At 72.2% G+C, this 26,213-nt stretch carries 16 protein-coding genes; 7 read left to right on the top strand and 9 right to left on the bottom strand.

The features are described from left to right. The first annotated feature begins 97 nt into the window (after positions 1-97). Positions 98-3,211, top strand: coding sequence for a SpoIIE family protein phosphatase (locus tag GFH48_RS36110; protein WP_153292264.1), 3,114 nt, complete (start codon positions 98-100; stop codon positions 3,209-3,211). A 204-nt stretch (positions 3,212-3,415) separates the two neighbouring features. Here GFH48_RS36110 and GFH48_RS36105 read toward each other — a convergent pair whose 3' ends face one another. Then, the gene (locus tag GFH48_RS36105; RefSeq protein WP_153292263.1) at positions 3,416-4,471 is read right to left on the bottom strand and encodes a helix-turn-helix transcriptional regulator; all 1,056 of its coding nucleotides are present in this window, start codon (positions 4,469-4,471) and stop codon (positions 3,416-3,418) included. 101 nt (positions 4,472-4,572) lie between these two features. Here GFH48_RS36105 and GFH48_RS36100 point away from each other — a divergent pair, with 101 nt between their 5' ends. The 4 genes from GFH48_RS36100 (at position 4,573) to GFH48_RS36085 (ending at position 8,701) form a co-directional block, all read left to right on the top strand. After that, positions 4,573-5,151, top strand: a complete 579-nt coding sequence (locus GFH48_RS36100) for a DinB family protein (protein ID WP_228121455.1) — start codon at positions 4,573-4,575, stop codon at positions 5,149-5,151. A 320-nt stretch (positions 5,152-5,471) separates the two neighbouring features. Then, positions 5,472-6,572, top strand: coding sequence for a winged helix DNA-binding domain-containing protein (locus tag GFH48_RS36095; protein ID WP_153292262.1), 1,101 nt, complete (start codon positions 5,472-5,474; stop codon positions 6,570-6,572). Positions 6,573-7,003: 431 nt separating this feature from the next. Continuing rightward, entirely contained in the window at positions 7,004-7,885 is an 882-nt protein-coding gene (gene hchA / locus GFH48_RS36090; RefSeq protein WP_153292261.1) for a glyoxalase III HchA, read from the top strand. A gap of 129 nt (positions 7,886-8,014) precedes the next feature. Continuing rightward, positions 8,015-8,701: an SDR family oxidoreductase gene (locus tag GFH48_RS36085; RefSeq protein ID WP_153292260.1), complete on the top strand. Its 687-nt coding sequence runs from the start codon at positions 8,015-8,017 to the stop codon at positions 8,699-8,701. Between the two features lie 188 nt (positions 8,702-8,889). Here GFH48_RS36085 and GFH48_RS36080 read toward each other — a convergent pair whose 3' ends face one another. The 4 genes from GFH48_RS36080 to lanKC all read right to left on the bottom strand — a co-directional run bounded on the left by GFH48_RS36080 (position 8,890) and on the right by lanKC (position 15,970). Next, complete coding sequence (locus GFH48_RS36080; RefSeq protein WP_228121135.1) at positions 8,890-11,034, bottom strand: ATP-binding cassette domain-containing protein; 2,145 nt, start codon at positions 11,032-11,034, stop codon at positions 8,890-8,892. Then, on the bottom strand, positions 11,027-12,874 hold the full coding sequence (locus GFH48_RS36075; RefSeq protein WP_153292259.1) for an ABC transporter transmembrane domain-containing protein: 1,848 nt from the start codon (positions 12,872-12,874) through the stop codon (positions 11,027-11,029). Before GFH48_RS36075 ends, GFH48_RS36080 begins: the two co-directional genes overlap by 8 nt. Positions 12,875-12,977: 103 nt before the next feature. Then, positions 12,978-13,103, bottom strand: coding sequence for a SapB/AmfS family lanthipeptide (locus GFH48_RS36070; RefSeq protein WP_148014162.1), 126 nt, complete (start codon positions 13,101-13,103; stop codon positions 12,978-12,980). A gap of 254 nt (positions 13,104-13,357) precedes the next feature. After that, positions 13,358-15,970: a class III lanthionine synthetase LanKC gene (gene lanKC / locus GFH48_RS36065; RefSeq protein ID WP_228121133.1), complete on the bottom strand. Its 2,613-nt coding sequence runs from the start codon at positions 15,968-15,970 to the stop codon at positions 13,358-13,360. 1,153 nt (positions 15,971-17,123) lie between these two features. Between lanKC and GFH48_RS36060 the strand changes: the two genes are divergently transcribed. Next, positions 17,124-19,589 (top strand): lamin tail domain-containing protein, encoded by a 2,466-nt coding sequence (locus tag GFH48_RS36060; RefSeq protein WP_153293281.1) that lies wholly within the window; start codon positions 17,124-17,126, stop codon positions 19,587-19,589. Between the two features lie 103 nt (positions 19,590-19,692). Here GFH48_RS36060 and GFH48_RS36055 read toward each other — a convergent pair whose 3' ends face one another. Next, complete coding sequence (locus GFH48_RS36055) at positions 19,693-20,892, bottom strand: metallophosphoesterase (protein ID WP_153293280.1); 1,200 nt, start codon at positions 20,890-20,892, stop codon at positions 19,693-19,695. Between the two features lie 433 nt (positions 20,893-21,325). Here GFH48_RS36055 and GFH48_RS36050 point away from each other — a divergent pair, with 433 nt between their 5' ends. Further along, the gene (locus GFH48_RS36050) at positions 21,326-21,610 is read left to right on the top strand and encodes a response regulator transcription factor (RefSeq protein ID WP_407698683.1); all 285 of its coding nucleotides are present in this window, start codon (positions 21,326-21,328) and stop codon (positions 21,608-21,610) included. Positions 21,611-21,654: 44 nt separating this feature from the next. Here GFH48_RS36050 and GFH48_RS36045 read toward each other — a convergent pair whose 3' ends face one another. The 3 genes from GFH48_RS36045 to GFH48_RS36035 all read right to left on the bottom strand — a co-directional run bounded on the left by GFH48_RS36045 (position 21,655) and on the right by GFH48_RS36035 (position 26,041). Continuing rightward, a complete protein-coding gene (locus tag GFH48_RS36045; protein ID WP_153293279.1) occupies positions 21,655-22,392 on the bottom strand; it encodes a L,D-transpeptidase family protein in 738 nt (245 codons plus the stop codon). A gap of 466 nt (positions 22,393-22,858) precedes the next feature. Beyond that, entirely contained in the window at positions 22,859-24,766 is a 1,908-nt protein-coding gene (locus GFH48_RS36040) for an FHA domain-containing protein (RefSeq protein WP_228121131.1), read from the bottom strand. Positions 24,767-25,228: 462 nt separating this feature from the next. After that, entirely contained in the window at positions 25,229-26,041 is an 813-nt protein-coding gene (locus GFH48_RS36035; RefSeq protein WP_153292256.1) for a TetR/AcrR family transcriptional regulator, read from the bottom strand. Positions 26,042-26,213: the final 172 nt, after the last annotated feature.

Below are 26,213 nucleotides of genomic sequence, written 5' to 3'. Positions count from 1 at the left end.
CGGTGCGGTTGGGACTCAGGTGGCGCACAGGGCTGCACAGCGTGAGAATCCTGCGAGACACGGTTTCGGGCGAAACGTGGACGATAGGGTTTCCAGCATGAACGCACGGCTGGCTCTGCTGCGTACAGTGGCCCCCGGAGTCACGGAGAGTGACATCTTCCGGTTGGCCCTCCAGCAGGCGTTGGGAGAGCTGGGCGCCCTGGGCGGAACGATCCATCTCCGTGGGCCCATGTCCATGCTGCGTCTGGTGTCCTCGGCCGGTCTTCCGCCCGCCCTCACCCGTGCCTGGGAGATCGTCGATCAGGAGGGCCCGCTCGCCCCGGCCCGTGCCCTGCAACAGGGCAGCGGCGTATGGGTGGCGCTGCCCGGCACCCCTCCGGACGCCGAAGCGGCCGGACCCGGGAGCCCCGGCGCGGGACCGGATGAGTCCGGCGCGGAGGCCGCCGAGGCCGGCGCGGGGTCCGGTGAGGTCCACCCGGGACCCGGCGAGGCCGTTCCCGAGCCCGCCGAGACCGTCGCGGGACCCGGTGAGATCTTCCCCGAGCCCGTCGAGGCCGTTCCGGAGCCCGCCGAGCTCGTCTGGCCCGGCACGGGACTCGCCGCCCTGCCGCTGTTCAGCGGTGACCGCGGCATCGGTGCGCTGACCCTGCTGACGGGAGACGGCGGCGAGCCCACCCCCGAGCAGTGGGCCTTCCTCCGGGCCGTCGTCACCTGGGCGGAAGAGCGCATGGTCCAGGCACCCCCGACGTCGGGACCCTCGCACGCGGAGCTGGACAGGGAACATCTGCGCGAGGCGCTGAAGGAGGTCAGCGTCGGCTCGTGGGACTGGGACATCCGGACCGGCGAACTGATCTGGGACAAGGAGGCCCTGGAGCTCTACGGCACCCAGCCGGCGGACTTCACCGGCAGGATCGAGAACTGGATGCGGATCGTCCACCCCGACGACCTGGCACCGACCCTCGCCGCGGCGGAGCGGGCGATCCGGGACCACGGAGTGTTCGAGGCCGAGTACCGGGTGCGCAAACGGGACGGCAGCTGGGGCTGGACCCAGACCCGCGGCGGCGCCACGTACGACGAGAGCGGCGAACCGGTCCGGATGGGCGGCCTCGGCTGGAACAGCGACGAGTCCCGCTCCGCCCGGGACGCGCTCAGCCGGGCCCTGCGCCACATGAGCGACGGCTTCCTGGCGGTGGACGACGGGTGGCGGATCACCTTCGCCAACCTGGAGGCGGAACGCACGCTCGGCTTCTCCGAGCAGGAACTGTTCGGCCGGCTTCTGTGGGACCTGCCCGCCGCGCGGCAGGTCCCCGGCCTGGAGGACCAGTGCCGGAAGGCCGCAGCCGAGGAGAAATCCGCCAGCTTCGACGTGCACATGCTGGGCGGCGAGCGCCGCTACCAGGTCCGGCTCGTCCCCGGGCCCGACGGCCGCACCCTCTATTTCACCGACGTCACCGAGCGACGGCGTCGGGAGGAGGAGCGCCTGGCGGACGAGCTCGCCGCGTCCGCACGATCGGCCCGGATCACCGAACTGACCGCCGCGCTCGCCAAGGCGACGACCTCACGCGATGTCGTGAACGCCGTCGCCCGCCGGGTCCTGCCCCCTTTCGCCGCCGCCGGCCTCCTGGTCCAGGCGGTCGAGGACGACCGGCTCCACAACGTCGGAGCCGTCGGCTACTCCACCGATTTCCTCGACCTCCTCGACAACCGGCCCCGGGCACCCGGCGACCCGTCCTGGGACGCGATCGCGACCGGCCGACCCCTGTTCCTGGCGTCCGTGGAGGAGCTGACCGCGCACGAGCCCACGCTGGCCCACCGGGCCGAGCTCACCGACAAGCAGGCGTGGGCGTTCCTGCCGCTGGCCGCGTCCGGCCACACGTTCGGGGTGTGTGTCCTGTCCTTCGACCGCCCCCGCCGCCTCACCGACGAGGAACGCACCCTGCTGGCGACCATCAGCGCCCTCGTCGCCCAGGCCCTGGAGCGGGCCCGGCTCTACGACGCCGAGCACACCCGCTCCCGCGAACTCCAGCGCAGCCTCCTCCCCCAGGACCTGCCCAGCCTGCCGGCGTGCACGGCCGCCGCCCGCTACCTCCCCGCCGGGCAGGGCATGGACGTGGGCGGCGACTGGTACGACGTCATCCCGCTCTCCGGCGGCCAGGTCGCCCTCGTCGTCGGCGACGTCATGGGCCACGGCCTTCCCGAGGCGGCCACCATGGGACGGCTGCGCACCGCCGTGCACACCCTCGCCGACCTCGAACTGCCCCCCGACGAGATCATGATCCGCCTCAACGACATCGTCGGCACCATGGGCGAGGGGTCGTACGTCACCTGCCTGTACGCGCTCTACGACTCCACCACACAGATCTGCTCCATCGCCCGTGCCGGACACCCGCCGCCCGCGCTCGTCCACCCCGACGGCACCGTGCACTTCGCGGACCTCGCCACCGACCCGCCCCTGGGCGCGGCGGAACCGCCGTTCGAGACGGTCGAGCTGCCGGTGCCCGAGGGGAGTCTGCTCGTGCTCTACACCGACGGTCTGGTCGAGTCGGCGAAGCGGGAGATCGACGAGGGCATGGCCGAGCTCGCCGAACTGCTCCGTACCGCCCACGCGAACGGCACCGACACGGACCTCGACCGGCTCTGCGACATCCTGACGGCCGGCCTGCTGCCCGCCGAGCACCAGGCTGCCGACGACGCGGCGCTGCTCGTCGCCCGGCTGCACGCCCTGACCGGCGACCGGATGGCCTCCTGGCCCCTCCCCGAGGACCCGCGGGCGGCGGGCCAGGCCCGCCGGCACGTCCGGGAACAGCTCACCAGCTGGGGGCTGGACAGCCTGACACCGACGACGGAGCTCCTCGCCAGCGAACTGGTGGGCAACGTCGTACGGCATGCCAAGGGGCCGCTCCGTCTGCGTCTGCTCCGCAGCGCCGGGCTGATCTGCGAGGTCTTCGACGGCAGTCTGACGATGCCCCGTATCCGCCGCGCGACCGACACCGACGAAGGAGGGCGCGGTCTGCAGCTGATCACCGCGCTCTCTTATCGCTGGGGCACCCGCTACACGCCCACGGGCAAGTGCATCTGGACCGAACAGCCGCTGCACGGCCCCGACGGTCAGAAGGACGTGCCGCCCGAGGCCCTGGACCGGATGTTCCCGAGCACCGAGGGATTCGACGCGGACCTGGACACGCTGCTCGTGGAGGAGCCCGACGCGTAGCGGCACCGGGCCGCGTCCGACCGCCCGGCACCCTGCCGTTCCGGTCGGGACGTCCACCGGCGCCGCGCTGCCCCTTGAACGCGTGGATCGCTCTCCCGTCCGCATCGACGGCTGTGCGCGTCGACCGCTGTTCGCGCCGACCGTAGTTCGTGCCCGTCGTTGTTCGCGCCGACCGCAGCTCGCGTCGACCGCTGTTCGCGCCGATCACCGGCTCAGCGGTGGTGCGGAGGTCCCGGCGGGTCCGTCCGTCGCGGCGGCGGCGTAGCGGCGGGCCAGGAGCGCGAAGGCGTCCTTGAGCTCGGTCGGCCCGACGACCTGGATGTCGGCGTCGAACCTGCCGAGACCGGCGGCCAGTCCGGGCCATGACCACGCGCCCAGGACGAGCCGGCAGCGGTCGGGGCCGAGTTCCTCGACGACGCCGTCCCGGGTGTAGGCCGACACGACGGACGCGGGCAGGTCGAGGATCACCTCGCCGGTGCAGGGCCGGCCTCCGGAGCCGTCGGAGCCCTGGAACCGGTCGGCCACGAAGGCGGCCACCTCCCCTCCGGGCAGTTCGCGCGGGGTGAACCGGGGTCCCGTGGGTGTGCGCGGGGTGATCCTGTCGACGCGGAAGGTGCGCCAGTCGTCGCGGTCGAGGTCCCAGGCGACCAGGTACCAGCGGCCGCCCCAGGTGACGAGGTGGTGGGGCTCCGCCCGGCGGACCTCGGCCGTGTCGCGGTCCGCCCCGAGGGCTCCCGGTGCACCGGATGCACCGGATGCACCGGGTACGGAAGCGCGGGTGTAGTCGAAGCGCAGCACCTCGCGGGCCTGGACGGCCGCGCCGAGCGTCATGAGCACCCGGGAGTCGGCTTCCGGGTCCGGCCCGGTTCCCGCGCGCCCGACCGCGGTGACCCGGAGGGCGTCGACGCGATGGCGCAGCCGTGCCGGCATGACCTGCCGGACGGTGTTCAGCGCCCGCGCCGCGGCCTCCTGGATGCCGGCACCGGTCGAGGTGACGGTCTGGAGCGCGACGGCGAGGGCGACGGCCTGGTCGTCGTCGAAGAGGAGCGGCGGCAGCTCCGTACCGGCGTCCAGGCGGTAGCCCCCGTCAGGACCTTTCGTGGCCGCGACCGGGTAGCCCAGCTCGCGCAGGCGGTCGACGTCACGGCGCACGGTGCGCGGGCTGACCTCCAGCCGCTCGGCCAGCGCCTGTCCCGGCCAGTCGCGGCGCGCCTGGAGCAGGGACAGCAGGGTCAGCAGTCGCGCTGAGGTCTTCGGCATGACGCCCATGTTGCCCCGAGTAGCGGACACGACCTGTCCGCTACTCCTGCGACTGTGGTCCTGTGCCAGACAACGAGAACGACCAGAAGGGCCCGATCACCGTGACCGCCACGACCATCCCCTCCTCGACCCTCGACGGCGAGCGGGCCGACCTGCTCGCCGAACTCGCGAGCGCGCGCTCCGCCCTCACGAACACGACACGCGGTCTCGACGACGAGCGGGCCGGCGAGCGGCCGACAGTCAGCGCCCTGTGCCTGGGCGGCCTGATCAAGCACGTCGCGTCCATCGAGGACGCGTGGATGCGGTTCGCGGTCGAGGGGCCCTCCGCGATGCGCTACGACCTGCCCGAGGGGGTCGGCTGGGCCGACCTCGCGGCCGGAACCGCCCGTGAGTTCCCGCAGTGGGCGATCGACCACCGGAACAACTTCCTGATGCTGCCCGGCGAGACCCTCGCCGGGATCGTCCGACACTACGAGGAGGTCGCCGCCCGGACCGGGGCGACCATCGCCTCCGTACCCGACCTGTCGGCGGCACACCCGCTGCCGGAGGCGCCGTGGAACGAGCCGGGTGCGGTACGGACTGTGCGGCGGGTGCTGATGCATGTGATCTCCGAGACCGCCCAGCACGCCGGCCACGCGGACATCCTGCGCGAGACCCTCGACGGACAGAAGTCGACCTGACCTGAGCGGGATGGCCGCCGGGTCCGACCGCCGCCCCGACCCGACGCGGCGGGGTGGACGACCACGATCAGGGCCACCGCTCTCGGATCGACCAGCCGGTCACCGGCCGACAGGCCGTTCCCTGACCGAACGACGGCGTGCGAACCGGCCGGCGACGCCGGAGGCCCCGGGCCCCGGCTCCGGTCCGGGCCCGGGCCCGGACCCGGACCCGACAGCGGTGCCTGGGCCGGCCGGTGCTGCCCGGCCCGGCATTCGCCAGTGCCCCGCGCGCACAGAACCGACCGGTGCACCGCACACACAAAGAACCGAAAGGAGCGGCGATGACCGTGCTCGACAGCCGGGCGCTCAACCGGGCCACGCTCGCCCGCCAGTTGCTGCTCGATCGCGCCGGCGTACCGGTCCTCGACGCCGTCGCGCACCTCTGCGGTCTGCAGGCGCAGGAGCCGCAGGAACCGTTCGTCGGGCTCTGGTCGCGACTGCGGGCGTTCGACCCGGCGCAGCTCTCCGACCTGCTGGTCCGCCGGAGCGTGGTCCGCACCCATCTCATGCGCCGCACCGTCCACCTCGTCACCGCCGACGACGCCCTGGCCTGGCGGGGCCGCCACGACGCCATGCTGCGGCAGCGGGTGCTCGGGAACTACCGTCGCGAACTCGGCGGCACGGACCTCGACGAACTCGCCGAGGCGGGGCGGGCGGTGATGGCCGACGGCGAGCCCCGGTCGATGACCGGGCTCGCGCGGGCGCTCGCCGGACGCTGGCCGGAACCGGGGCCTCGGGCACTGGGCGAAATGCTCGTCGCCGCGCTCGTCCCGATGGCGCAGCTGCCGCCGCGCGGGCTGTGGCGGACCAGGGCGGGGGTGCGCAACGTACCGCTCGCCTCCTGGCTGGGCCGGGAGATCGACCCGCCCGCTCCCGGCGGCGCCGACCTGGTCGGGCAGGCACTGGTACGCCGCTACCTGACCGCCTTCGGCCCCGCGGCCTCGGCCGATCTGCGCGCCTGGTGCGGTCTGGCCGGGCTGCCGGCCGCGGTGGCCGCGATCCGCGAGGAACTGATCTCCTTCCGCGACGAGCGCGGCCGGGAGCTGCTCGACCTCCCCGGTGCGCCCCGCCCCGACCCCGACACACCCGCGCCGGTGCGGTTCCTGCCCGCGTTCGACAACACGATCCTCGGCTACCACGACCGCGGCCGGATCATCGACGCCACCCACCGCGGTCTGTCGGTCGCCGGTGAACGTGTCGTGCTGGTCGACGGGCGGGTCGCCGCGACCTGGACCGTCGACGCCGGCACCGTGGTCGTCACCCCGCTGCGCCGTCTGCCCCGCGCCGACCGCGCCGGCGTGGCCGAGGAGGGACGGGACCTGGCCTTGTTCCTCTCCGAGAACGACAGCGATCGCGTAAGGGTCGCCGCGTCGCCGGACTGAACGGCTGAGGCCGAGTTTGCGGGAGGGGCGGAGCGGGTGGCTGCGGAAGGGACGAAGCGGGCGAGTGCGGGAGCGGCCGAGCGCGGGAGCGGCCGTGAGGGCGACCGAGGGGCAGATTACTGAATTGGCCACTCGGCATTCGGTATTCGGTATTCGGTATTCGACGTCGGCTTCAACTTCAACGTTGACTACGGCTTCGGCTTCCGCTTCCGCTTCGGCTTCCGCTTCGGGCAGCCCCTCGCCCCGTACCGGGGTGGGTCATTCGGCGGTAATGGCCTCCCTGCGGGTCTCCGTCGGCCACAACCTGCCGGGACGACCCGGTCGCAGTAGCATGAGCTGAATCCACCCGAAGTCGAAACCACGGCACTTTCTCCGGTCGTGCACCCCATTCGGAGTCACTCACGAACCGGGCGGGAAGGAAGGTCGTTCGCATGTCTCACGCCGCAGGCGATCTGAGCAAGGACCCCACGCCGGACCCGGCGGAGGAAAACGCGTTCTTCCCCTCACCTTATTCACTGAGCAAGTACACCTCACCGAAAACAAATTTCGACGGAGTGCAGCACAAGGGCGCCTACACCGAGGGAAAGTGGAAGGTGCTCATGATCGCGGCCGAGGAACGCTACGTAATGGTGGAGAACGGAAAGATGTTCTCCACCGGAAACCACCCGGTGGAGATGCTCCTCCCACTGCACCACATGATGGAGGCGGGCTTCGGCGTCGACGTCGCCACGGTGGAGGGCTATCCCGCGAAGCTCGAACTCTGGGCCATGCCGCACGAGGACGAAGCGGTCATGGCCACGTACGAGGCGCTGAAACCGCAACTCAAGCGACCCCGGCGGCTCTCCGAGGTCATCGCCCACAGCCTCGGGGACGACTCGGACTACCTCGCGGTGTTCATCCCGGGCGGCCACGGTGCGGTGGTAGGCCTGCCGACGAGCGAGACGGTGGGGCGAACGCTCGACTGGGCTCTGGCGAACGACCGGTTCGTCATCACCCTGTGCCACGGCCCGGCCTCCCTTCTGGCCGCCTCGCTGGGCAAGGACGAGTCACCGTTCAAGGGTTACTCGGTCTGCGTCTTCCCCGACGCACTCGACGAAGGGCCGAATCTGGAGATCGGCTATCTTCCCGGCCGCCTGCCGTGGCTCGTCGCCGACCTCCTGAGCGAGCAGGGCCTGGAGATCGTCAACGACGACATGACCGGCCGCACCCACCGGGACCGGAGACTCCTCACGGGTGACAGCCCTCTCGCCTCCCACAGCCTCGGTCTTCTCGCGGCGGACACCCTGGTCGAGGCGGCCCGGTCCGCCGGCTGACACCTCGGCCGTGGATCGACGCACCCACGACCACCCCGAAGCGTCCAGGTATCGGACCACGGCCGGAACGGCTACCAGCATGGCATGAAATCGCTCCTTAAAAAGGAGACTTATGGGAAACATGAGTTTATGAGCGTTCATTTCATCACTGGCGCCAATTCGGGTATCGGAGCGGCGGTGGCTCGGCTGCTGGCCGCGCGCGGGGAGGATCTGTGGCTGCTGGCCAGAGATCCGGGGCGGGCGGCCGCCCTGCGTGCCGCCTTCCCCGGCAGCCACACGCTGGTGGCCGACCTCGCGGTACCCGGCGATCTGGCGGCCGTACTCGAACTCCAGGGGCTGCCACAGCAGTTGGACTCGCTGCTGCACGTGGCCGGTGTCCTGGAGCCCGGTGCTGTCGGGCAGTTGGGAACCGGACCGTGGCAGGAGATCTGCGCCGTGAACCTGCTGGCACCCGCCGAACTGACCCGGCTGCTGCTCCCGGCACTGCGCGCCCGCCGGGGACACGTCGTGTTCCTGAACTCCGGTGCGGGCCTGCACGCTCCACCGGGACTGGCCGCGTACGCGGCGTCGAAGTTCGCCCTCAAAGCCCTCGCCGAGTCGCTCCGCGCGGAGGAGTACCCGCACGGTGTCCGCGTGACGTCCGTCTACCCGGGCGAGGTCGACACACCGATGCAGGCCGAACTGCACGCCCGGCTGGGCATCGCCTACGACCCCGCCACCTGTCTCACCGTGGACTCCGTCGCCGAGGTGGTGGCAGGCGCGTTGGACCTGTCGCGGGACGGGACGGTGAGCGACCTGATGCTCCGCCCCGGCTGAGCGGACGACGGCGGGCGGACCCGGATCCCGGGCCGCCCGCCGCACCCGGCCCATCCGATCCGCTCGCCCGTCCCACCCGGCTCACCCGACCTGCCCCACCCGTCCGACCCGCCCGACCCGCTCAACCCGCCAGTCGGGCATTCGGGCATTCGGGCATTCGGGCATTCGGGCAGTCGTCGGTGATGTGGTCAGTCCGTGGGGTCGAGGTCCGCCCCATGGCCCCCGACCAACGCCCGGTAGCCGGGCGCGGTGGACAGCAGCTCGCTGTGGGTCCCCACCAGGGCCCGTTCCCCGTCGAGGAACAGCACCCGGTCGGCGCCACGTGCCGGACCGGGCCGGTGGGTGATGGTGACGACCGTGCCGGGGCGGACCCGAAAGGCCTCTTCCACGTGCAGCTCCGACCGGGCGTCCAGGTGCCGGGTGGCCTCGTCGAGGATGACCAGCCGGACCGGCGAGAGATGGGCCCGGACCAGCGCGAGGATCTGCCGCTCGCCCGCGGACAGCGCGGCCGGATCGACCGTGGCCTCCAGACCGCCGAGTCGCTCCACCAAAGGAGTCGCGCCGAGGGCACGTACGGCGGACATGACGGCCCGCTCCGACGCGCCGGGATGCAGCCAGCGCAGGTTCTCCCGCAGCTCGCCCGCGAACACGTAGGCGTCCTGCGGCAACAGGACGCGGACGCGCGCCAGTTCCTCGGGGCCGAGCCGGCCCGCTGCCGTGCCGCCTAGCACGACGTCCCCCCGATCCGGCGGGACGTCGCCCGCCAGTACGTCGGCGAGGGTGGACTTGCCGACCCCGGAGGGACCGACCACGGCCAGATGCTCCCCGTCGTGCAGGGTCAGGTCCAGGGCGTCGAAGACGGGTTCCGCGGCGGCTCCGTAGGAGTAGGAGACGTCGCGCAGACGGACGGACCCGTCGGCCTGGCGGTGACCGTGCCCGCCGTCCGGCGCGGGATCCGGCCTCCGCTTCGGGGAGGTCACGCTGCCCGGCCGCCGCTTCGCGGGGACCACGGTGTCCGGGGACCGCGTGCCGTCTCCGGACACGTGCCGTGCGTCATCCGCCTCCCCGGGCCTCACGCCGTTCTCCTCGGCCCGCGGTGCGGAGTCCTCCTCCCCGTTCCGCGAGCCGTCCGCCTCACCCTGCACCGCGCCGCCCTCCACGACCCGCGGGACTTCCGCGCCGGCGGAGGCGGGCGGCGGCTGGGAGGCGGCGGCCAGGCGCTCGGCGGCGACGGCGAGCCGCAGCCAGGACGATCCGACGCCCTGGACGAGCAGCCGCAGGGCCGGTTCGAGTGTCCCGGTGAGGTAGGCGAGCACCCCCATGACCTCGCCGGGGGTCAGTCCCCGGCGGACCAGGGCCGGGGCCGCCAGGACGACGAGCAGGAGCGGCAGGTGCGCTCCCAGTGCGACGAGGAGGCGTCGCACGGCCGCCGTGACCGCCAGCGCGCGGTTCGCACGGACACTGGCGGTCACGGCCGCGAGCAGTTCCCGTTCCGCGGGCCCGCGGGCCCCGCAGGTGACGATGTCGCGCAGCGCGGTCAGGGTGTCGGCGCACAGGCGCGCGAGGGTCTCGTCGGCGGCGAACGCCCGGCGCTGGCGCCGCATCGTGACCGGAGTGGTCGCCGCGAACCCCGCCAGCGCGAGCACCAGCGGTACGGCGATCAGCGGGGTGGCCGCCGGGGCGAGCATCGCGGTGCCGCCCAGTACGGCCACCGCGGTGAGGGCGAAGTGGGAGACGACGAGCAGTTGTCCGGCCATGGAGTCGCGAACCGCCTCGACCTGACGGGTCAGTTGGGCCACGGCCGTCGCGGTGGACGCGTCCGGGCGGCCCCGGGCCGCGACTCCCCGGTGCAGCAGGCCGGAGACCAGTCGGCGTACCAGCCGGTCGCGCACCGGCTCGACGACGTGGGCGAGTTGAGGGTAGGTCTGCCGGGTCGCCCACGCGCCGATCAGGGCGGCCACCGCGAACACGGCGAGCCAGCACGCGGCCTGCCCCGGCCGGTGGTCGAGGAACCCGCGGTCGACGGCCAGGGCCATCGCCTTGCCGGACACCAGGGCCGGCAGGGCCGACAAGAGGGTCCACGCGAGCAGCCGGACCACGGCCGGCCGGCTCTCGACCCAGGCCGAGCGCAGCACCTCGACGGCGGCGCGGGCGGGCCGTCGCGGCACCGGTCCGACGGCCGTGGCAGCGGCTTCCCGGGCCACGGCTTCCCGGGGCGCGGGAGCGGCGGGGGTCACCGGGGTGACGGGGGCCCGCGTCGCCGTGGTCCCCTTCGACGGGCGGCGGACGGAAGGGGCCTTCGACCGGACGGCCGGTGTCGTGTCGTCAGTCACCGGCGGAGGCCTTCACGGGAGCCGGCCGCGGACCGGGGGTTCCGCCGTCCAGCACGTCACGGTACGCGGCGAGCGGCCACAGTTCGTCGTGGGCGGCGACGGTGTGGACACGGCCCTCGTGGAGCCAGGCGACCCGGTCGGCCGCGGCGGCCACGGTGGCGCGCCGGGTGATGTGCAGGACGGTGCGTCCGGCCGTCTCCTCGCGCAGGGCGTGCAGCGCCGCGGCTTCGGTGGCGCCGTCCAGGCCGCAGGTCGCGTCGTCCAGGACGATCAGGCGGCTGTCGCGGGCGAGCGCTCTGGCCAGGCCGAGGCGCTGGCGTTCCCCGCCGGACAGGACGAGGGAGGACATCGGGGTGCGGTAGCCGTCCGGCAGCCGGCGGATGAAGGTGTCGGCCTGCGCGGCCCGCGCGGCTCCGCGCAGCCGCCACGGTGGCGGGGGCGCCGGGCCGAGGCCGAGCGCGTCCTGGACGGTGGCGCCGGTCAGGACCGGGTCGGCGAAGGCGCAGGAGATCGCGGTGGGCAGTTCGTCGGGGTGGATCTCCATCAGCGGGACGCCGTCGAGCGTGACGGTGCCCTCGTCCGGTTCGGCCAGGCCCACGGCGAGCGCGGCCACCAGCGAGGTCACCGAGTCGGGGGCGCCCACGAGGGCGGTCCAGGAGCCGTCCGGGACCGTCAGGTCCAGCCCGTCCAGGGCGGCGACACCCTGACGGCGTACGACGACGCCCCGCAGTTCCAGCCGCCCTGGTCCGGCGGGCAGCGGACGGGAGGTGACGCCGCGGACCGGCAGGGTCAGTACGCCGGTGAGCCGGGCGGCCCCGGCCCGGGCCTGGGCCACGTCGAGGAGGCTCTGTGCGGTGCCGAGACCGCTGAGACCGATGCCGGTGTAGCCGAGGGCGGCCAGCAGGTCACCGACGCCGAGCCTGCCCGCGGCGACCTGCGTCCCCGCCACGGCGAGGACCGCGAGCTGGGTGGCCGGGGCGAGCAGGCCGGTGCACCACGCGGTGCGGCGCTGGGTGTCCCACAGTTCGTGTCCCAGTCTCGACAGGTGCGGCAGGGGGCGCAGGACGCGCTCGATCTCCCGGGTGACGGTGGCCGAGGCGGCGATGCTGCGGCTGCCGCTGAGCGCGTCGAGCAGGCCGGACGCCAGTTGCGCCTGAGTGCGTTGGTATCCGTCACCCGCGTGGGTCGTGCGGCGCAGTTGACGGCGGATCACCGCGTACCCGGTGGGCGCCGTGGCCAGGAACGCCAGGGACAGCAGCGGGGAGATCAGGGTCAGGGCGACGACGGCGACGACGGCCATGAGCAGTTGCGCGGCCGAATAGACCAGGGCGGGCGCGGCCAGCGCGGCCTGCGGGGCGCTGGCGGTCAGCCGGGCGACGAGGTCGCCGACCGGCATACGGGCGACCGCGGCGGGCCCGGCGGCCAGCGTGCGGCGGATCGCCAGGGCGCGGATGCGGGCCGCCCCCTCGGCGCTGGAACGCGGGGCCGCGTACTGCGCGGTCGCCTCGGCGGCCGTCAACAGAGCCAGGACGAGAAGAAGTTGGTGACCGGTTGCTGTTCCGGCGCCGGCCAGGGCCTGGTTGACGGCGCGGGCCAGCAGGGCGGGCAGCAGCAGGGTCGCGGTGGTGCTCGCGGCGACGGCCAGGGCCAGGAGGACGGCCCAGCGTCCGCCCGCGGCGGGCAGCAACAGGCGTGGTGGCCGGGTCACTTCGGCCCGGTCGTCGTCGCCCGGCACGGCGTCGTCGGCGGAGGTGGGGGGAACCGGTCGGGTGGGGGGCCGGTCCGGGGAGCCGGTCGGGGCGGGCTGCGGCGGAGCGGCGTCGGTTCGGTCGCTGTGCATCAAGCCCTCCGGTGGAAAGTGGCCGGTCCGGGAGGCCTGGGCCGCCCGGACCGGTTCGTCGCAGGGTGCCGGCCGCGCCGAAGTGGCGCGGCCGGCGGGTGGATCAGAGGCAGAGCAGCGTGCTCACCGTGCTGTTGGTGCAGTTGACGGCGCTCAGGGAGCTGAGAACGGAGCGGTACTCGAGGATTTCCTCGGGGGTCTCCAGGGCCTGCAGGCTGAGGATGGACATGATGGTCCCCTTCCGGGTGGTGGTGGTGGGTGCTTCCGGCTCTCTGCCGGAACTCTGTGGGCGGCCTTTTTCCCGGGCCGCGGGCGGGATGCGCCGGCGCGCTGTCGGACAGTCGGTGCCGTGCCGGTCGGTCGGTGCCGGTCGGTCGGTCGTGGTCGGTTGTCCGATGCCGCGCCGGTCATGGTCAGTTGTCCGATGTCGGTCGGACGTGGTCGGCCGTACGCTGCCGGCCGGTCCGCGTCATCCGGTCCGTGTCAGCCGGCCGGTGCCGGGAGGGCCCCGGAGGGTGGGCGCTGCCGGGATTCCGCGGCGCTCGGGGCGACGAGTTCGGCCGGCTCGGTGGGAACGGTCAGGAAGGGCAGCATCGGGGTGCCCCCGTACACCGCGCCGAGGGCGGTCATGACACCCGCGTTCCCCGTGGCCAGGTCCATGGACAGACGCAGCAACTGCTCCCCGGGAAAGGCCGGATGGCCTTCGTACGGAATCACGTGCCAGAGCAGTCGGCGTACGTGCCGCCGGATCACCTCGGCGCGTTCCGCGGCGTCGGGCAGCAGCGCCTGCAGCCCGATCAGTCCGGCGCGGCCGTTGAACAACCCGGGCTGGACGATGAACTCCGGTACGGCGGCGCGGGCGATGCGCTCCAGCTGTTCCGCGAGCCCGGCGTCAGGCCGGTGTTTCAGATGGGCCTGCAGCACCGCGGCGATGCCCGCGCTGCCCGACTCCAGATAGGGCAGGACACGGATGCCGTCGTCGACCTGGAGGGTGCCGTCCTCGGCCACCACGCACCGCGCGAGGTCGTGCTCCAGGGCGCGGCCCGCCAGATCGAGCAGGTTGCTGTCGGCCGACACCTGGTGCAGGTGCAGCAACAGCAGCGCGGTTCCGCTGGCACCGTGGACGAGGCCTGCCCTCGATCCGTCCGGGGGCTCGGCCCGGTCGAGGCGCAGTCCGGCGAAGGCCCGCTCGGCCGCCTCGGCCGCGGCGTCGTACAGGGTCCGGTCCCCGGTCGTCCGGGCGAAGGACAGCAGGCACAGCCCGATGCCGGCCAGACCGCCCATCAGATCGGGGCCGTATCCGTCGGAGTCGTCCTTCATCAGACGGTCCAGCAGGTCCATGGCCTGTTGTCGGTGTCCGAGCAGGTCGAGGACGTAGGCCACGCCATGCCCTCCGACCAGCAGACCGGGTCGCAGCGGCTGGCGGTCGACGGCCTTGAGCAGCCAGCCCACATGTGCGGGATCCACTCTGGCGCCGGTCGCGTGGCAGGCCCACAGCACACCCGCCGCGCCGTACGCCAGTCCCAGGCCGTCGTGGGTGAACTGGCTCGGGTCGCCGGGGAACAGTCTGTCGGTGCGGTGCGGGGTGGCGCCGGCCGCTATCGCCGCGGCCAGTTCGTCGCGCAACCGGGGCCACATCGCCGCCTCGCCGCTGAACAGTTCGTCGAACTGATCCGGCGGGGCCGGCCGTGGACGGGTCTCGGGCCGGCCGTCGAGCTCCGGCGGTTCCGCCGAGGGCAGCGCGAACCTCTCCCGCGCCGCGGCCCTGAGGGTGTCGGCCTTGTACGGACTCAGTACCGTCAGGGGCAGCAGCGGCATGAAGATCCACAGCCGCAGGGCCGCCAGGGCGTGGTCGTCGACGGCGAACCCGGTCAGCTCCGGCGGCGCGGCGAATCCCGCCGCGCCCAGCGCGGGCCGCACGAACGCGTCGGCGGGCGAGGAGAGTTCGAAGTCGACGAACACCACCCGGCCGTCGGGCCGCACGATGAGGTTCCGGGGGTGCAGATCGCCGAAGACGACGCCTCGGGCATGGATCGAGCGCAGACCCTCTTCGATGCTGTCGAGGATGCGCAGCGCCTTGACGCGGTACTCGGCCGTGTCCTCGTCGGTCACCTCGGGGTGGACCAAGGGGTAGTTGCGGCCGAACCAGCGGTGCAACGGTTCGCCCTCGATGTACTCCTGCACCAGGAAGTGGTGTTCCCAGGCGGTGAGTCGGCCCAGTACCGCCGGCACCGCGTCCAGGCCGGCCAGCCGGCCGAGCGTCTCGTGTTCGAGGTCCAGGCGGGTGACCGCGTCGTCGCCCCGCTGGTCGAGGCCGGCATGCGGTCTGGCCTCCTTCAGCACCACCTGCTGCCCGTCCGTCGTCCGCCGGGCCAGGTAGATGCCGCCGCCGTTCGAGAAGTGCAGGGCGCTTTCGACCGTGTAGGGAAAGTCGTCGACGCTGGCCTGGGACGCGGCGGCGAGCGTCTCGGCGAGGACCGCCGGAACCGGGGCCCAGGGCGGGACTTCGAAGACGGCGGCGCGTACGTCCGGGCGCAGCTTCCCCGACGGCTCGCGGAAGGCGAGGACGAGCTCACCGGTCTCGTCACGGCAGAACTGCTCGACGAAGCCGCCGTAGCGTAAGTACAACGGCCCCTGGCGCCAGCGCAGATCGCTCAGGATGTACGGTCCGGGCGCGCCTTCGAGCGCGGCGTCCAGGTTGCTCAGACAGTGCTCGAGCGCCGCGTCGTCGCGGGGGTAGAGCGTGAGGAATTTCCCGCTGGAGGCGCGGGCCGCGTACTTGGCGTTCTGCGTCTGCACGAGTCCGGGGCTGCGCAGGAACTTGTAGGCGACGCCGTTGTCGAAGCAGTAGCGCCGGACCACTTCGAGGACGTGCGGGGCGTTGTCGAGGCGGGCCGCGACGTGAATCTTCCAGCCCTGTTGCGGCAGTTCGGGCGTCACGGGCTGGAAGCCCACCCACACTTCCCGGGTGCTGCGCACCCAACCGGGGGGCGCGGCCTCGGTGGCCGCGGGGAATTCCTCCCGTACGGCCCACTGCACGGGTGAGTCATAGAACAGCCGGTCGGCGTAGGAATACGCCTCGTAGCGCATGTCCATTCGAACCCTCCCAGAATCACGGCGGAACACAGCGGCAACACCTGCCCCGGCGGAGCCGGCACGCGACGACGGACGACCGCACAGGAAGGCCGATCCCCCGACGAGCCACAATTCCCCAACAGCCCTTTGGGAATAAGGCCCTTGCGTTTGTCGGTGATGTCATGACCCCGACGTCATCAAGGTAGGGTCCGGCCGCCACCTCGCATCAGAGCGCGTTCCCGGCGCATCCACGTACAGAACACCGCGTGGTGCCGAACAGCGCACGCCCGGCCGGCGGGCACGCGCCCTCCACCTGTTCGACAGAAAGAAACACACCCGCACGTCATACTCGCGCTCTTCACAGCACGCCCATGGCAGCTCATAATTCCAGCCGACTTTCCGATTCTCCGGCACGCGCCTCGCGGAGTGTTCGACGGCCATTGACACGAATGGAGTAACCGCTCGGCGGGTGACTCGCCGGGAAGCGGACGTCTGCACGCGGACGGCCATTGCCGTTCTCCCGGCGTCAGGGCGGCTCTGACCTCCCTTGTCGGTGGCGCGAAAGCCGCACGGGAATCCGGCCGCCGGCGAATTCCGACCGGCCGGGTGTCGCGACAATCTCTACGCCGTACCGTCCCGGTTCGAACGCCCTCACACACCCGCACCCTTCCCATCCCCCGCCGGAGTTGTTCCGGACCCGAGCGTGCCGCCTTCCGCCACGAACGCGCCGTGGCGGCCATGGCGGGCGAGGAAAGTCCGCTCGTTCCGGGCAGTGGCGCCTTCGCGCACACAACTGCGCCCCCACGCCGTGCAATCGGCGGTACGACGCGGCAACTGCCGTGCCGGGCACGGCCAGAGGCGAACCCGAACCTCACGCGGCGCCCACCGGGCGACATCCCGAGGCGCGAACGGCACCTGCGCCGAGGACACCGGACGGCACGCCGTGGTCGCCGGTCCGTGGCCGTGCGCCCTGGGCCGGGGGTCCGCCGGAACGGCCACCAGGGTGCGTCGCGAGACGGAAAGTCAGCCACTGGACCCAGAGATTTAACGACACGCCCCTTGATGCGCCCATTTCTACGCGCGTAACCTCAGCCGATCGCAGGGTTCCAGCCTGTCTGACCGCACCTCATGCGCCGTTCTTCCGGCGGACGTTGAAGGAGTCACTCACGTGTCGATGCACAGACCCAGCGCAGTGCGCGTAGCCGGCGCCGCGTTCGTGGCCGCGACCGCCACGGCGGCCGTCGTCATGGCGCCGCTGCCCGCCGCCTTTGCCACGCCGTCGACGAACGTCGTGATCTCGGAGGCGTACGGCGGCGGCGGCAACTCCGGTGCCACGCTCACGAACGACTTCGTCGAGCTGGCCAACCGCTCGACGGCCGCGTACCCGCTCGACGGGTACAGCGTGCAGTACCTCCCGGCCTCCCCTTCCGCCGGTTCCCTCTGGCAGGTCACCCCTCTCACCGGCGCGCTCGCCCCCGGTGGCGGCTATCTGGTCGCCGAGGGCGCGGGCAGCGGCGGCACCACCGCGCTGCCGACCCCCGACGCCACCGGCAGCATCGCGATGGCCGCGGGCAGCGGCACGGTCGCCCTGGTCAGGTCGACCACGGCGCTGACCTGCAAGACGGCCGCCGACTGCGCCGGGGACCCCAACGTCGTGGACCTCCTCGGCTACGGCACCGCCGTCGTCCGCGAGGGCACCGCCGCGCCGGCCGCGAGCAACACCACCTCCGTGTCCCGCAAGGCCTCGCTCGCCGACACCGACGACAACTCCGCCGACTTCACAGCCGGTTCACCCACCGCCACCAACAGCGCGGGCGACACCGCGAGCGGCGGCGACGGTGGCGGTCCCGGCGGACCCACCGCCCCGGGCGCGTTCCGGATCCACGACATCCAGGGCCCGACCCGTGTGTCGCCGCTCAAGGGCCAGAGCGTGGCGGGCGTCCCCGGCATCGTCACCGCCGTCCGCACCACGGGCAGCAAGGGCTACTGGATCCAGGACCCGACCCCGGACACCGACCCCGCCACCAGCGAGGGCCTGTTCGTCTACACCGGTTCCACCACGCCCACCGTCTCGGTCGGCGACTCGGTCCTCGTCAGCGGCAAGGTCACGGAGTACTACCCGGGCACCGGCACCCAGTCGGTCACCGAGCTGGGCAGCCCGGTCTCCACCACCGTCTCCACCGGCAACGCCCTCCCGGACACGGTCGTCCTGGACGACTCGACCGTCCCGGGCGCGTACACCCCCACCGCGAACGGTGGCAGCATCGAGGCCCTCCCCCTCCAACCGCGCGTCTACTCGCAGGACTTCTACGAGTCCATCGAGGGCATGCGTGCCTCGGTCCGCGACGCCCGGGTGACCGGCGCGACCAACTCGTACGGCGAGATGTTCGTGACCGCCAAGCCCCACGAGCGGCCCACGAAGCGCGGCGGCACCCTCTACGGCGCCTACGACCAGCAGAACACCGGCCGCATCGAGATCGTCGCGGCCGACGGCTCCACCCCGACCCTCAACGTCGGTGACGAACTCGCCGGCACCACCACCGGCCCGGTCGACTACGCGTCCTTCGGCGGATATCTCCTCGCCCCCTCGGCCGCCACCACCGGCACGGCCGTCGACAACGGTCTCAAGCAGGAGGTGACGCGCAAGCAGAAGGGGAAGGAACTCGCCCTCGCCACCTACAACGTCGAGAACCTCGACCCGACGGACGGCGCCGACAAGTTCGCCCGCCTCGCCAAGGGCATCGTCACCAACCTCTCCTCCCCCGACATCGTCACCCTGGAGGAGATCCAGGACGACAACGGCGCCACCGACGACGGCACCGTCTCCGCCGAGGCGACGCTGACCAGGTTCACCGCCGCCATCACCGCGGCGGGTGGCCCGAAGTACTCCTGGCGCTACATCAACCCGGTCAACGACCAGGACGGCGGCGAGCCCGGCGGCAACATCCGTCAGGTGTTCCTCTTCAACCCCAAGCGGGTCTCGTTCGTGGACCGCGCGTCCGCCGGCGACACCTCCACCACCGCCGTCTCCGTGGTCAAGGACAAGCGCAAGCACGAGACCCGTCTCTCCGCCTCGCCGGGCCGCATCGACCCCACGAGTGCCGCGTGGGCCAACAGCCGCAAGCCCCTCGTCGGCGAGTTCAGGTTCCAGGGCGACACGGTGTTCGTCATCGCGAACCACTTCAACTCCAAGGGCGGCGACGATCCGATGCACGGCCGCTTCCAGGAACCGGTCCGTTCCTCCGAGACGCAGCGCAAGCTCCAGGCCGAGGAGGAGAACGCCTTCGTCGACTCCGTGCTCGCCGCCGACCCCAAGGCGCGGATCGTGGCACTCGGCGACCTCAACGACTACGAGTTCTCCGACGCGGTCAAGACCCTCACCGACAACGGCGACGTCCTCACCGACCTCATCAACACCCTTCCGGTGCCGGAGCGTTACAGCTATGTCTTCGACGGCAACAGCCAGACCCTCGACCACATCCTGACCAGCCCCTCCATCACCCACTACGACTACGACGTCGTCCACATCAACGCGGAGTTCGCCGACCAGGCGAGCGACCACGACCCGCAGGTCGTCCGGATCGACGTCAACAGCTGCGGCAGGAAGGCCTACCACCCCGGGCCGGGCAAGGGGAAGTGACCTAAGCGGCCACCACTCCGGCCCCTCCGCCCGGCGCCGTCACGCCGGGCGGAGGGGCCTCTCCGGATCGGCCCGCGTGCGGACCGTCGCGGACCGGCACGGGTCACACGGGCGACCGCAGGACGAGCAGACTGATCTCGCTCGGTGCGAAGATCCGGAACGGCGGACCCCAGTAGCCCGCGCCACGGCTCGTGTAGAGCTGGGTCCGCTCACCGTGACGGCTGAGTCCCTGCACCACGGGCTGGTCCACGCGTACCAGAAGGTGGAACGGCCAGATCTGGCCGCCGTGGGTGTGACCCGAGACCTGGAGGTCGACACCGGCCGCCACCGCCTGGGCCACCTGCTTGGGCTGGTGGGCGACCAGGAGCACCGGCAGATCGGGAGTGACGTCCGCGAGGGCGAGGGGGAGGTCGGCGCGGTGCCCGGCCAGGCCGGAGGAGGCGGCCGTACGGTCGTCGACTCCCGCGAGGACGAGCCGGTCGCCGCCGCGTTCGACGACGACATGACGGTTGTGCAGCGAATCCCAGCCGAGCCTGGACATCTCGTCGAGCCAGCCCTGCGCCTCCCCCAGGTACTCGTGGTTGCCCGTGACATAGACCCTGGCCAGGCGCGAGCGGACCCTCCCGAGGGGCGCGGCCTGCTCCCGGCGCGCGGCGACCGTGCCGTCGGCGATGTCGCCCGCGTGGCAGACGATGTCGGGTTCGAGGGCGTTGACCGCGTCCACGACCCGCGCCGACCAGCGCGCCCGGTCGATGGGCCCGTAGTGCGTGTCGGCCAGAACGACCACACGGGTCCCGTCCAGCCCGGGGCCCAGCCGAGGAAGCGTGACGTCGACCTGCCGGACCCTGGGCAGCCGCATGGCCTCGGTGTAGCCCCAGGCCAGCAGCAGCGCCGCGACGGCCGCCACGGCGACCGCCACGCTTCTGGCCGTGGTCTGTCCTCCGACACCGACGGCGCCCAGGACGAGCCGCAGCACGCCTCCGAGGCCCGACCACACGAAGAGCACCCAGATCACGCCGAGGATCGTGTCACCCGTACGAGCCGCCGGGTCCCACTGCCGACGGCCGTGGCCGAGCGCCATCATCACCGGGAACGCGACCAGCGCGGCCCCGAACAGGACACCACCGCCCAGCGCGACCGGGAACGGCCACCCCGTGCCCGAGGCCAGCAGCACCCACCACGGCACGAAGAACAGGGACACCAGCACGGTGAGGACGACGAGGCCGACGAGCCCGCCGATCAGCCGGCGCCGGGTCGTGGCGGATTCCCTCGGAGCGGATTCCCCCGCGGCCGATTCCCTCACCGTGGTGTCGTCCCCCGGGGCGGCTCCTCCCCCGGCAGCTTGCGCGGGAGGGGCCGAGGTACCGGGCGGTGCCGACGTACCGAGGACCCCGCTCTCCTGCCCCGCCGCGGCCTCCGCCGACTGATCGTCCAGCACGGTCCCTACCCCCACATCCGATGACGCCAAGGTGAACCGTCCCATCCTCGCACCGTGGCCGCCGGGGGCCGGAGCGGGCCGTGGGGCCGGTCACCCCGCTGAGGGACCGCCCCCACGGCCCGCTGTGGCCTCCTGCCTGGTCAGCGGTTCAGCGCGGCCACGCCCTCGGCGGCGAACCTCGCGTCGAGGTCACCGAAGACGTACGACACCGAAGACGTACGACACCGACGCCGACGTCACCCGCGCCCACGGGAGCGAGGCGACGGGCCATCTGCTGAAGGCCCCGTGTCCGGAGGAAGTGTTCGCCGCGATCCACGCCGCCGCCCAGGGCCGTACGACGCTCTCGGCGCCCGTCGCCGGTCGGGTGCCGCCGGCCCGCGCAGCCCGCGCCCCACTCCGGCCGACCGCGAGGGACATCCTCGCGCGGCTCGCCCGGGGCCTCGGCGACCGGAAGACCGCGCGGGCCCCGCACATCGGCGAGGCGACGGTGAAGACCCACCTCGACCGGATCTACGACAGGCTCGGTGTCGACACGCGGACCGGCGCGGTGGGGGTGGCGAAGGAGCGGCGTCCGCTGACGTGAGGCGGGCGCGCTGCCCGTCGCCTCCCGGTGGACATCCCCCGGCCTCAGCCCCGCAGATACTCCCGGTCTCCCATCACCACGACGGGACGACGCAGGGGGTCGAGGGTGCGCAACAGGGTCCTCATCCCGTCCTCGGGGACGGTGACACAGCCCGACGTGCCGTCACCGTGGTCCAGGTGCAGCCAGATCCCGCCGCCCTTGTCCTCGCCCAGGGGCCGGCTCCAGTCGTACGGCGGGGTGCCCCTGAGCCGGTTGTAGTCGATGGCGACGACGTAGTCGAAGTCGTGGCGGTGGGCTTCGTCCGTACCCGCCGGCGGCGCGAAGGCGTGGGCATCCTGCCGGTAACGCAGCAGGCTCCCCGGGTCGTCGAGCGCCCCGCCCGCGTCGGAGAGGGTGAAGACGCCGGCCGGGGTGCGCTCGTCGTCCATGTGGTGGTCGGTCGTCCAGCCCAGTCTGCCGTTGTGCGCGCGCCAGCCGTCGGTCCGTTCCCAGCCCGTCCCGCGCCGCTCGTAGAGCACCACCAGCCCGTCGGGCGAGTCCTCGTGATCGCCGTAGACGACCACCACCTGGCTGGTGTCGGCCGGAACCCGCTCCCACATCCTGTCCCCGATGCCGGGGACCCGGGAGGAGGACTCCGCGCGCGGGGCGGGCGCCGGGCGGGGCCGGGCGGACGCCGCCGGTCCTTCGCCGCCCGGCGCCTCGCCGGGGCTCGTCCACGCGGTCACGGCACCGCAGGCCGTCACGGCGGTCAGGAGGACACCGCAGGCGGCGGACGCGGCCATGGCCTGTCGTGAACCGCCGAGATGCCGCGAACCGTCACGCCGCACGGCCCGGTGGGAGTGCCGGGTCCCAGAGGATCTCCACATGGTCAGGATTCTGCGGCGGCCCGGACAACGGCCGCATCCGGACCCGGGCATCCGGCCTATCGGCGCTTCGCCGACTGCCCTGCCTCCGGGCCTGCGGGCCTCCGGGCCTGCGGGCTTACGGGCTTACGGGCTTACGGGCTTACGGGCTTACGGGCTTACGGGCTTACGGGCTTACGGCGCGGATACCGCGCGAACTCCCGTACCGGCAAGGACCGTATCGGCAAAGCCCGTACCGGCAAGGACCGTATCGGCAAAGCCCGTACCGGCAACGCTCGTGTCGGGGATGTTCGGGAGGCTCCGGACGGCAGGACGAGGCCGGCGCGCGGGCCGTCGGCCGCCCGGAAGCCCGCGCGGCCGACGGCCCTTACGGCCCTGACGGTTCTCAGACCTGGGCGACCGGTTCCAGGGCCTCGACGGCGGCGGCGGCCGCGGCGGAGTCCTGACCGTAGAAGATGTCGATGTCGACCTCCTCGCCACCCATCGTGAGGGTGTCCCAGGCACCGCTGAGCACCAGCATGCGCAGCGTGCTGCTCTCCAAGGTCCCCAGCCGCTCCAGGATCGCCTCGTCGTCCGGCAGACCGGACATGCGTGCCGCCAGCCGGGAGCGGATGCCTCGCATCCGCTCCAGCAGCGTCGCGGTGTCCGCCTCGCGGTCCGGCTCCTCGGCGATCCCGTCGATGCCGTGCGCGATGATGTCCTTGATCGCCCAGGTGGCTCCCTGGTCGTCGTTGGTCACCATCGCTTTCCAGGCGCGGCTCTTGTGGCGGTACTGGAGCATCGACATGGCGGCCTCGTGGCGCAGGAAGTCCGCGTCCCGGAAGGGCTTCCCGTTCCAGGCTCCGTTGAGGGAACGGGCGAGGGAGATCGCGGACGCCAGGCCGCTGTTGAGCCCCCGTCCCGGCCAGAAGTGGATGGCGTTGGCGGCGTCGCCCAGCAGGAAGCCGTACGTGCCGGTGGAGTTGGCCGTGGGCGGCAGCAACTCCGCCGTGAAGCGCGGGCGTTGCACCATGTCCAGACGGAAGGAGGTGACCGCGCTCAGGTCGTCCGCCTCGACGCCGAACAGGCGCAGCCCTTCATGCACCCGCTTCCACAGCGCCGAACCCCTGATCAGGGCCGGCAGGAACAGGGTGCTGTGGGTGGAGCACTGGAAGTCGCCGTGCTCGTCTCGGCCCATCAGGCACGGGCGGGAGGCGATGCACTCCTCGAAGACGCGGCGCACGGGGTCGATGCCGACCACTTCCGCCGTCTCCGCGTCCGTCAGGCGCATGTTGAGAAAGCCCTCGCCGCGCAGGGAGTTGAGCAGGAACCGGTTCTGCGCGACGGTCAGCAGCACCGCCATGGGGTCGGTCAGGCCCGACTTCACGCGCAGGCCGAGCACCACGTCCTGAAGGTGACGGCCGTCCAGCGAGTAGATGGACTCGTCCGCCTTTCCGAACTTGGCGGCGAAGTGCTCGCGGGTGTGCGACCGGCCGCCGTCACAGATCGCGAGGACGTGCTGCGTGGCCAGGGCGTCCTGCTGCTCCTCGATGCTGAACCGGGCGGGAACGAGCTGGATCCGGCCCTTCTTCTCGTTCGCCACCTCCAGGAGGCGGTCCTCGATGTAGGCGATGCGCATGTTGCGGGGGTGGTGATCGCCGACCGAGTCGGGGCCCGAGGGCCACATCTCGGTGTAGTTGTCCGGGTCGAAGAGCCGGTCGCGCACCTCTTGGGGCAGGCCGAGGTACTGGCGGCTCTGTACGGTCACCACTTGCTGGCGCCGCACGTTGCCCTGGCTCGCGTCCTTCCAGACGATCTTGCGGCCCTGTTTGCGCCACCGGCCGTCGTACACGGTGATCTGCGCCTGGGCGCCGAGGAAGTGCTCCAGCAGCAGGGCGAGCGACAGGCCGACGGGGCCGCCGCCGGCCACGGTGACGCGCAGCACCGGGCCGTGCGCGAGTTCCTCTCCGCCGTGCGTCAGGGACCTCGGCAGCGAGAGCGCCATGATGGTCTCCATGGCGTCCGCGACCTCGAACCGGAACTCCTGGTCGCCGATGGTGATGTCGTCCCCGGGCTTCAGCAGCTGGGACTCGACATCCTCGCCGTTCACCTGTGTTCCGTTGCTGCTGCCGCAGTCACGCAGCACGTAGCCCTGGGTCTCGTCGAGGACGATTTCCGCGTGGAAGCGCGAAACGCTCAGGCTGGAGATGACGACGGTGTTATCGGGGTTGCGTCCGAAGGTGACCCGGGTGCCGATGACCGGTATCCGTTCTCCGGCCAGCAGGCCTTCGTGTCCAACAAGCACCGGCGCCACGGCACTTCCTTCCAGGGTTGACGACATGCTGCTGCCGCGCGGCGCCACCGGAACGCACCTCTGCCCGGGTGTGACCGGACAGTGGGTGACGGGCAGGACGGAGCGGCACGTGCTCGACATAATTGAACAATAAATTATTCACTTTTGACGACAGCATAGCGTCGCCTGACCGGTACTGATGACCCATCATGCCCTCTTACGGAGCCGTGCGGGAGACCCTCCGGCGACGCCCGGAGGGACCGCGCCGACGACCTCACGGTCCCGCTGCGACCAGACGGCCACCCGGTGGGCCGATGTCACTGGAGTGACGGTCCGCGGGGGCGCTCGAAGGCGGACCTCACCTCAACTCGCCCCGGCAAGAAGGCCGGCGAGACACCACGACGCCCGTCACGCATCACCGGCGCCCGCCACCGCCCGCGGATCCCGAGCGGATCGCCGCGGGGACGCCGGAGGTGTCGTGGATCAGCCGGCGTCCGAGGCCCGGGAGACGTCCGCGCCCGCGCGGGCGGCCGGGTCCGGCAGGTAGCTCGCCAGTCCACGCAGGATGATCTCCAGGCCGATGTCGAACCGCTCGTCCGAGGAGTCCGTCACCATCACCGCGGCCAGGGCGCGCAGATGGGGGAAGTCCGCCGCGGGAAGGGACGCGAAGTAGTTCCGCATCTCGTCGGCCATCTCACGCCAGTCGGGGCGGGCCGGCGAGGAGCTCTCGCCGCCCTGCTGGGCGGCCCGGTCCCGCCACATGCCCTCCTCCACGGCGAACCCGTCGATATAGGTGGAGATGAGGTCACCCGCCTCCGCCGCGATGCGGTCGGGCAGTCCGGCGGTACGGAAGACGGCGAGCAACGCCTCGACGTGCGGTAGCAGTTCGGCGGTGAAAGGCACATGAGCCATGGAGATCCTGGCCATGTCCCGGTGGGACAGCAGGCGCCGCCGTCCGGAGCGGGCGTACTCCCGCACCTCCTCCTGCCACCGCTCCGGGTCGGGCGCGGGCGGCTCGAAGCCGTCGAAGAGCCGGGTGTACATGAGCTCCAGGAGGTCGTCCTTGGAACTGACGTGGGCGTAGAGCGCGGAGACCGTGACACCCAGCTCGGCCGCCACCTGGCGCATCGACAGACGGTCGAGCCCCTGACGGTCCAGCACCGTGAAGGCGGCCTCCACGATGCGTCCGCGCGACAGCGGTGTACGCGCGGCGGCGACGCGGGCGCGGGCGGGGCGCTCGCGCTCCCAGGGGGACGGCGGAGGAGGTGTGGGGGTGCCGGGGGCCGCGTCGCTCATGAAGTCAGTCTAGGCACGAGAGAGCGGCGTTCTCCTTCGGTGAGCGGCGTTCACCTCGACCGAACGCGATATATCTTGTCCGGGACGCAGAGTTGCGCTATATCTTAATGAACGCCGTTCTCTTGGTGAGCGCTGTTCTGTTAAGGTGAACACCGTTCTCCACCCGGTCGTC

Origin of the sequence: Streptomyces fagopyri (assembly GCF_009498275.1) — a bacterium.
GTDB classification, from domain to species: Bacteria; Actinomycetota; Actinomycetes; order Streptomycetales; family Streptomycetaceae; genus Streptomyces; species Streptomyces fagopyri.
The sequence above is the reverse complement of the archived record's forward strand: the minus strand, read 5'-3'. Positions and strand labels throughout refer to the sequence as shown.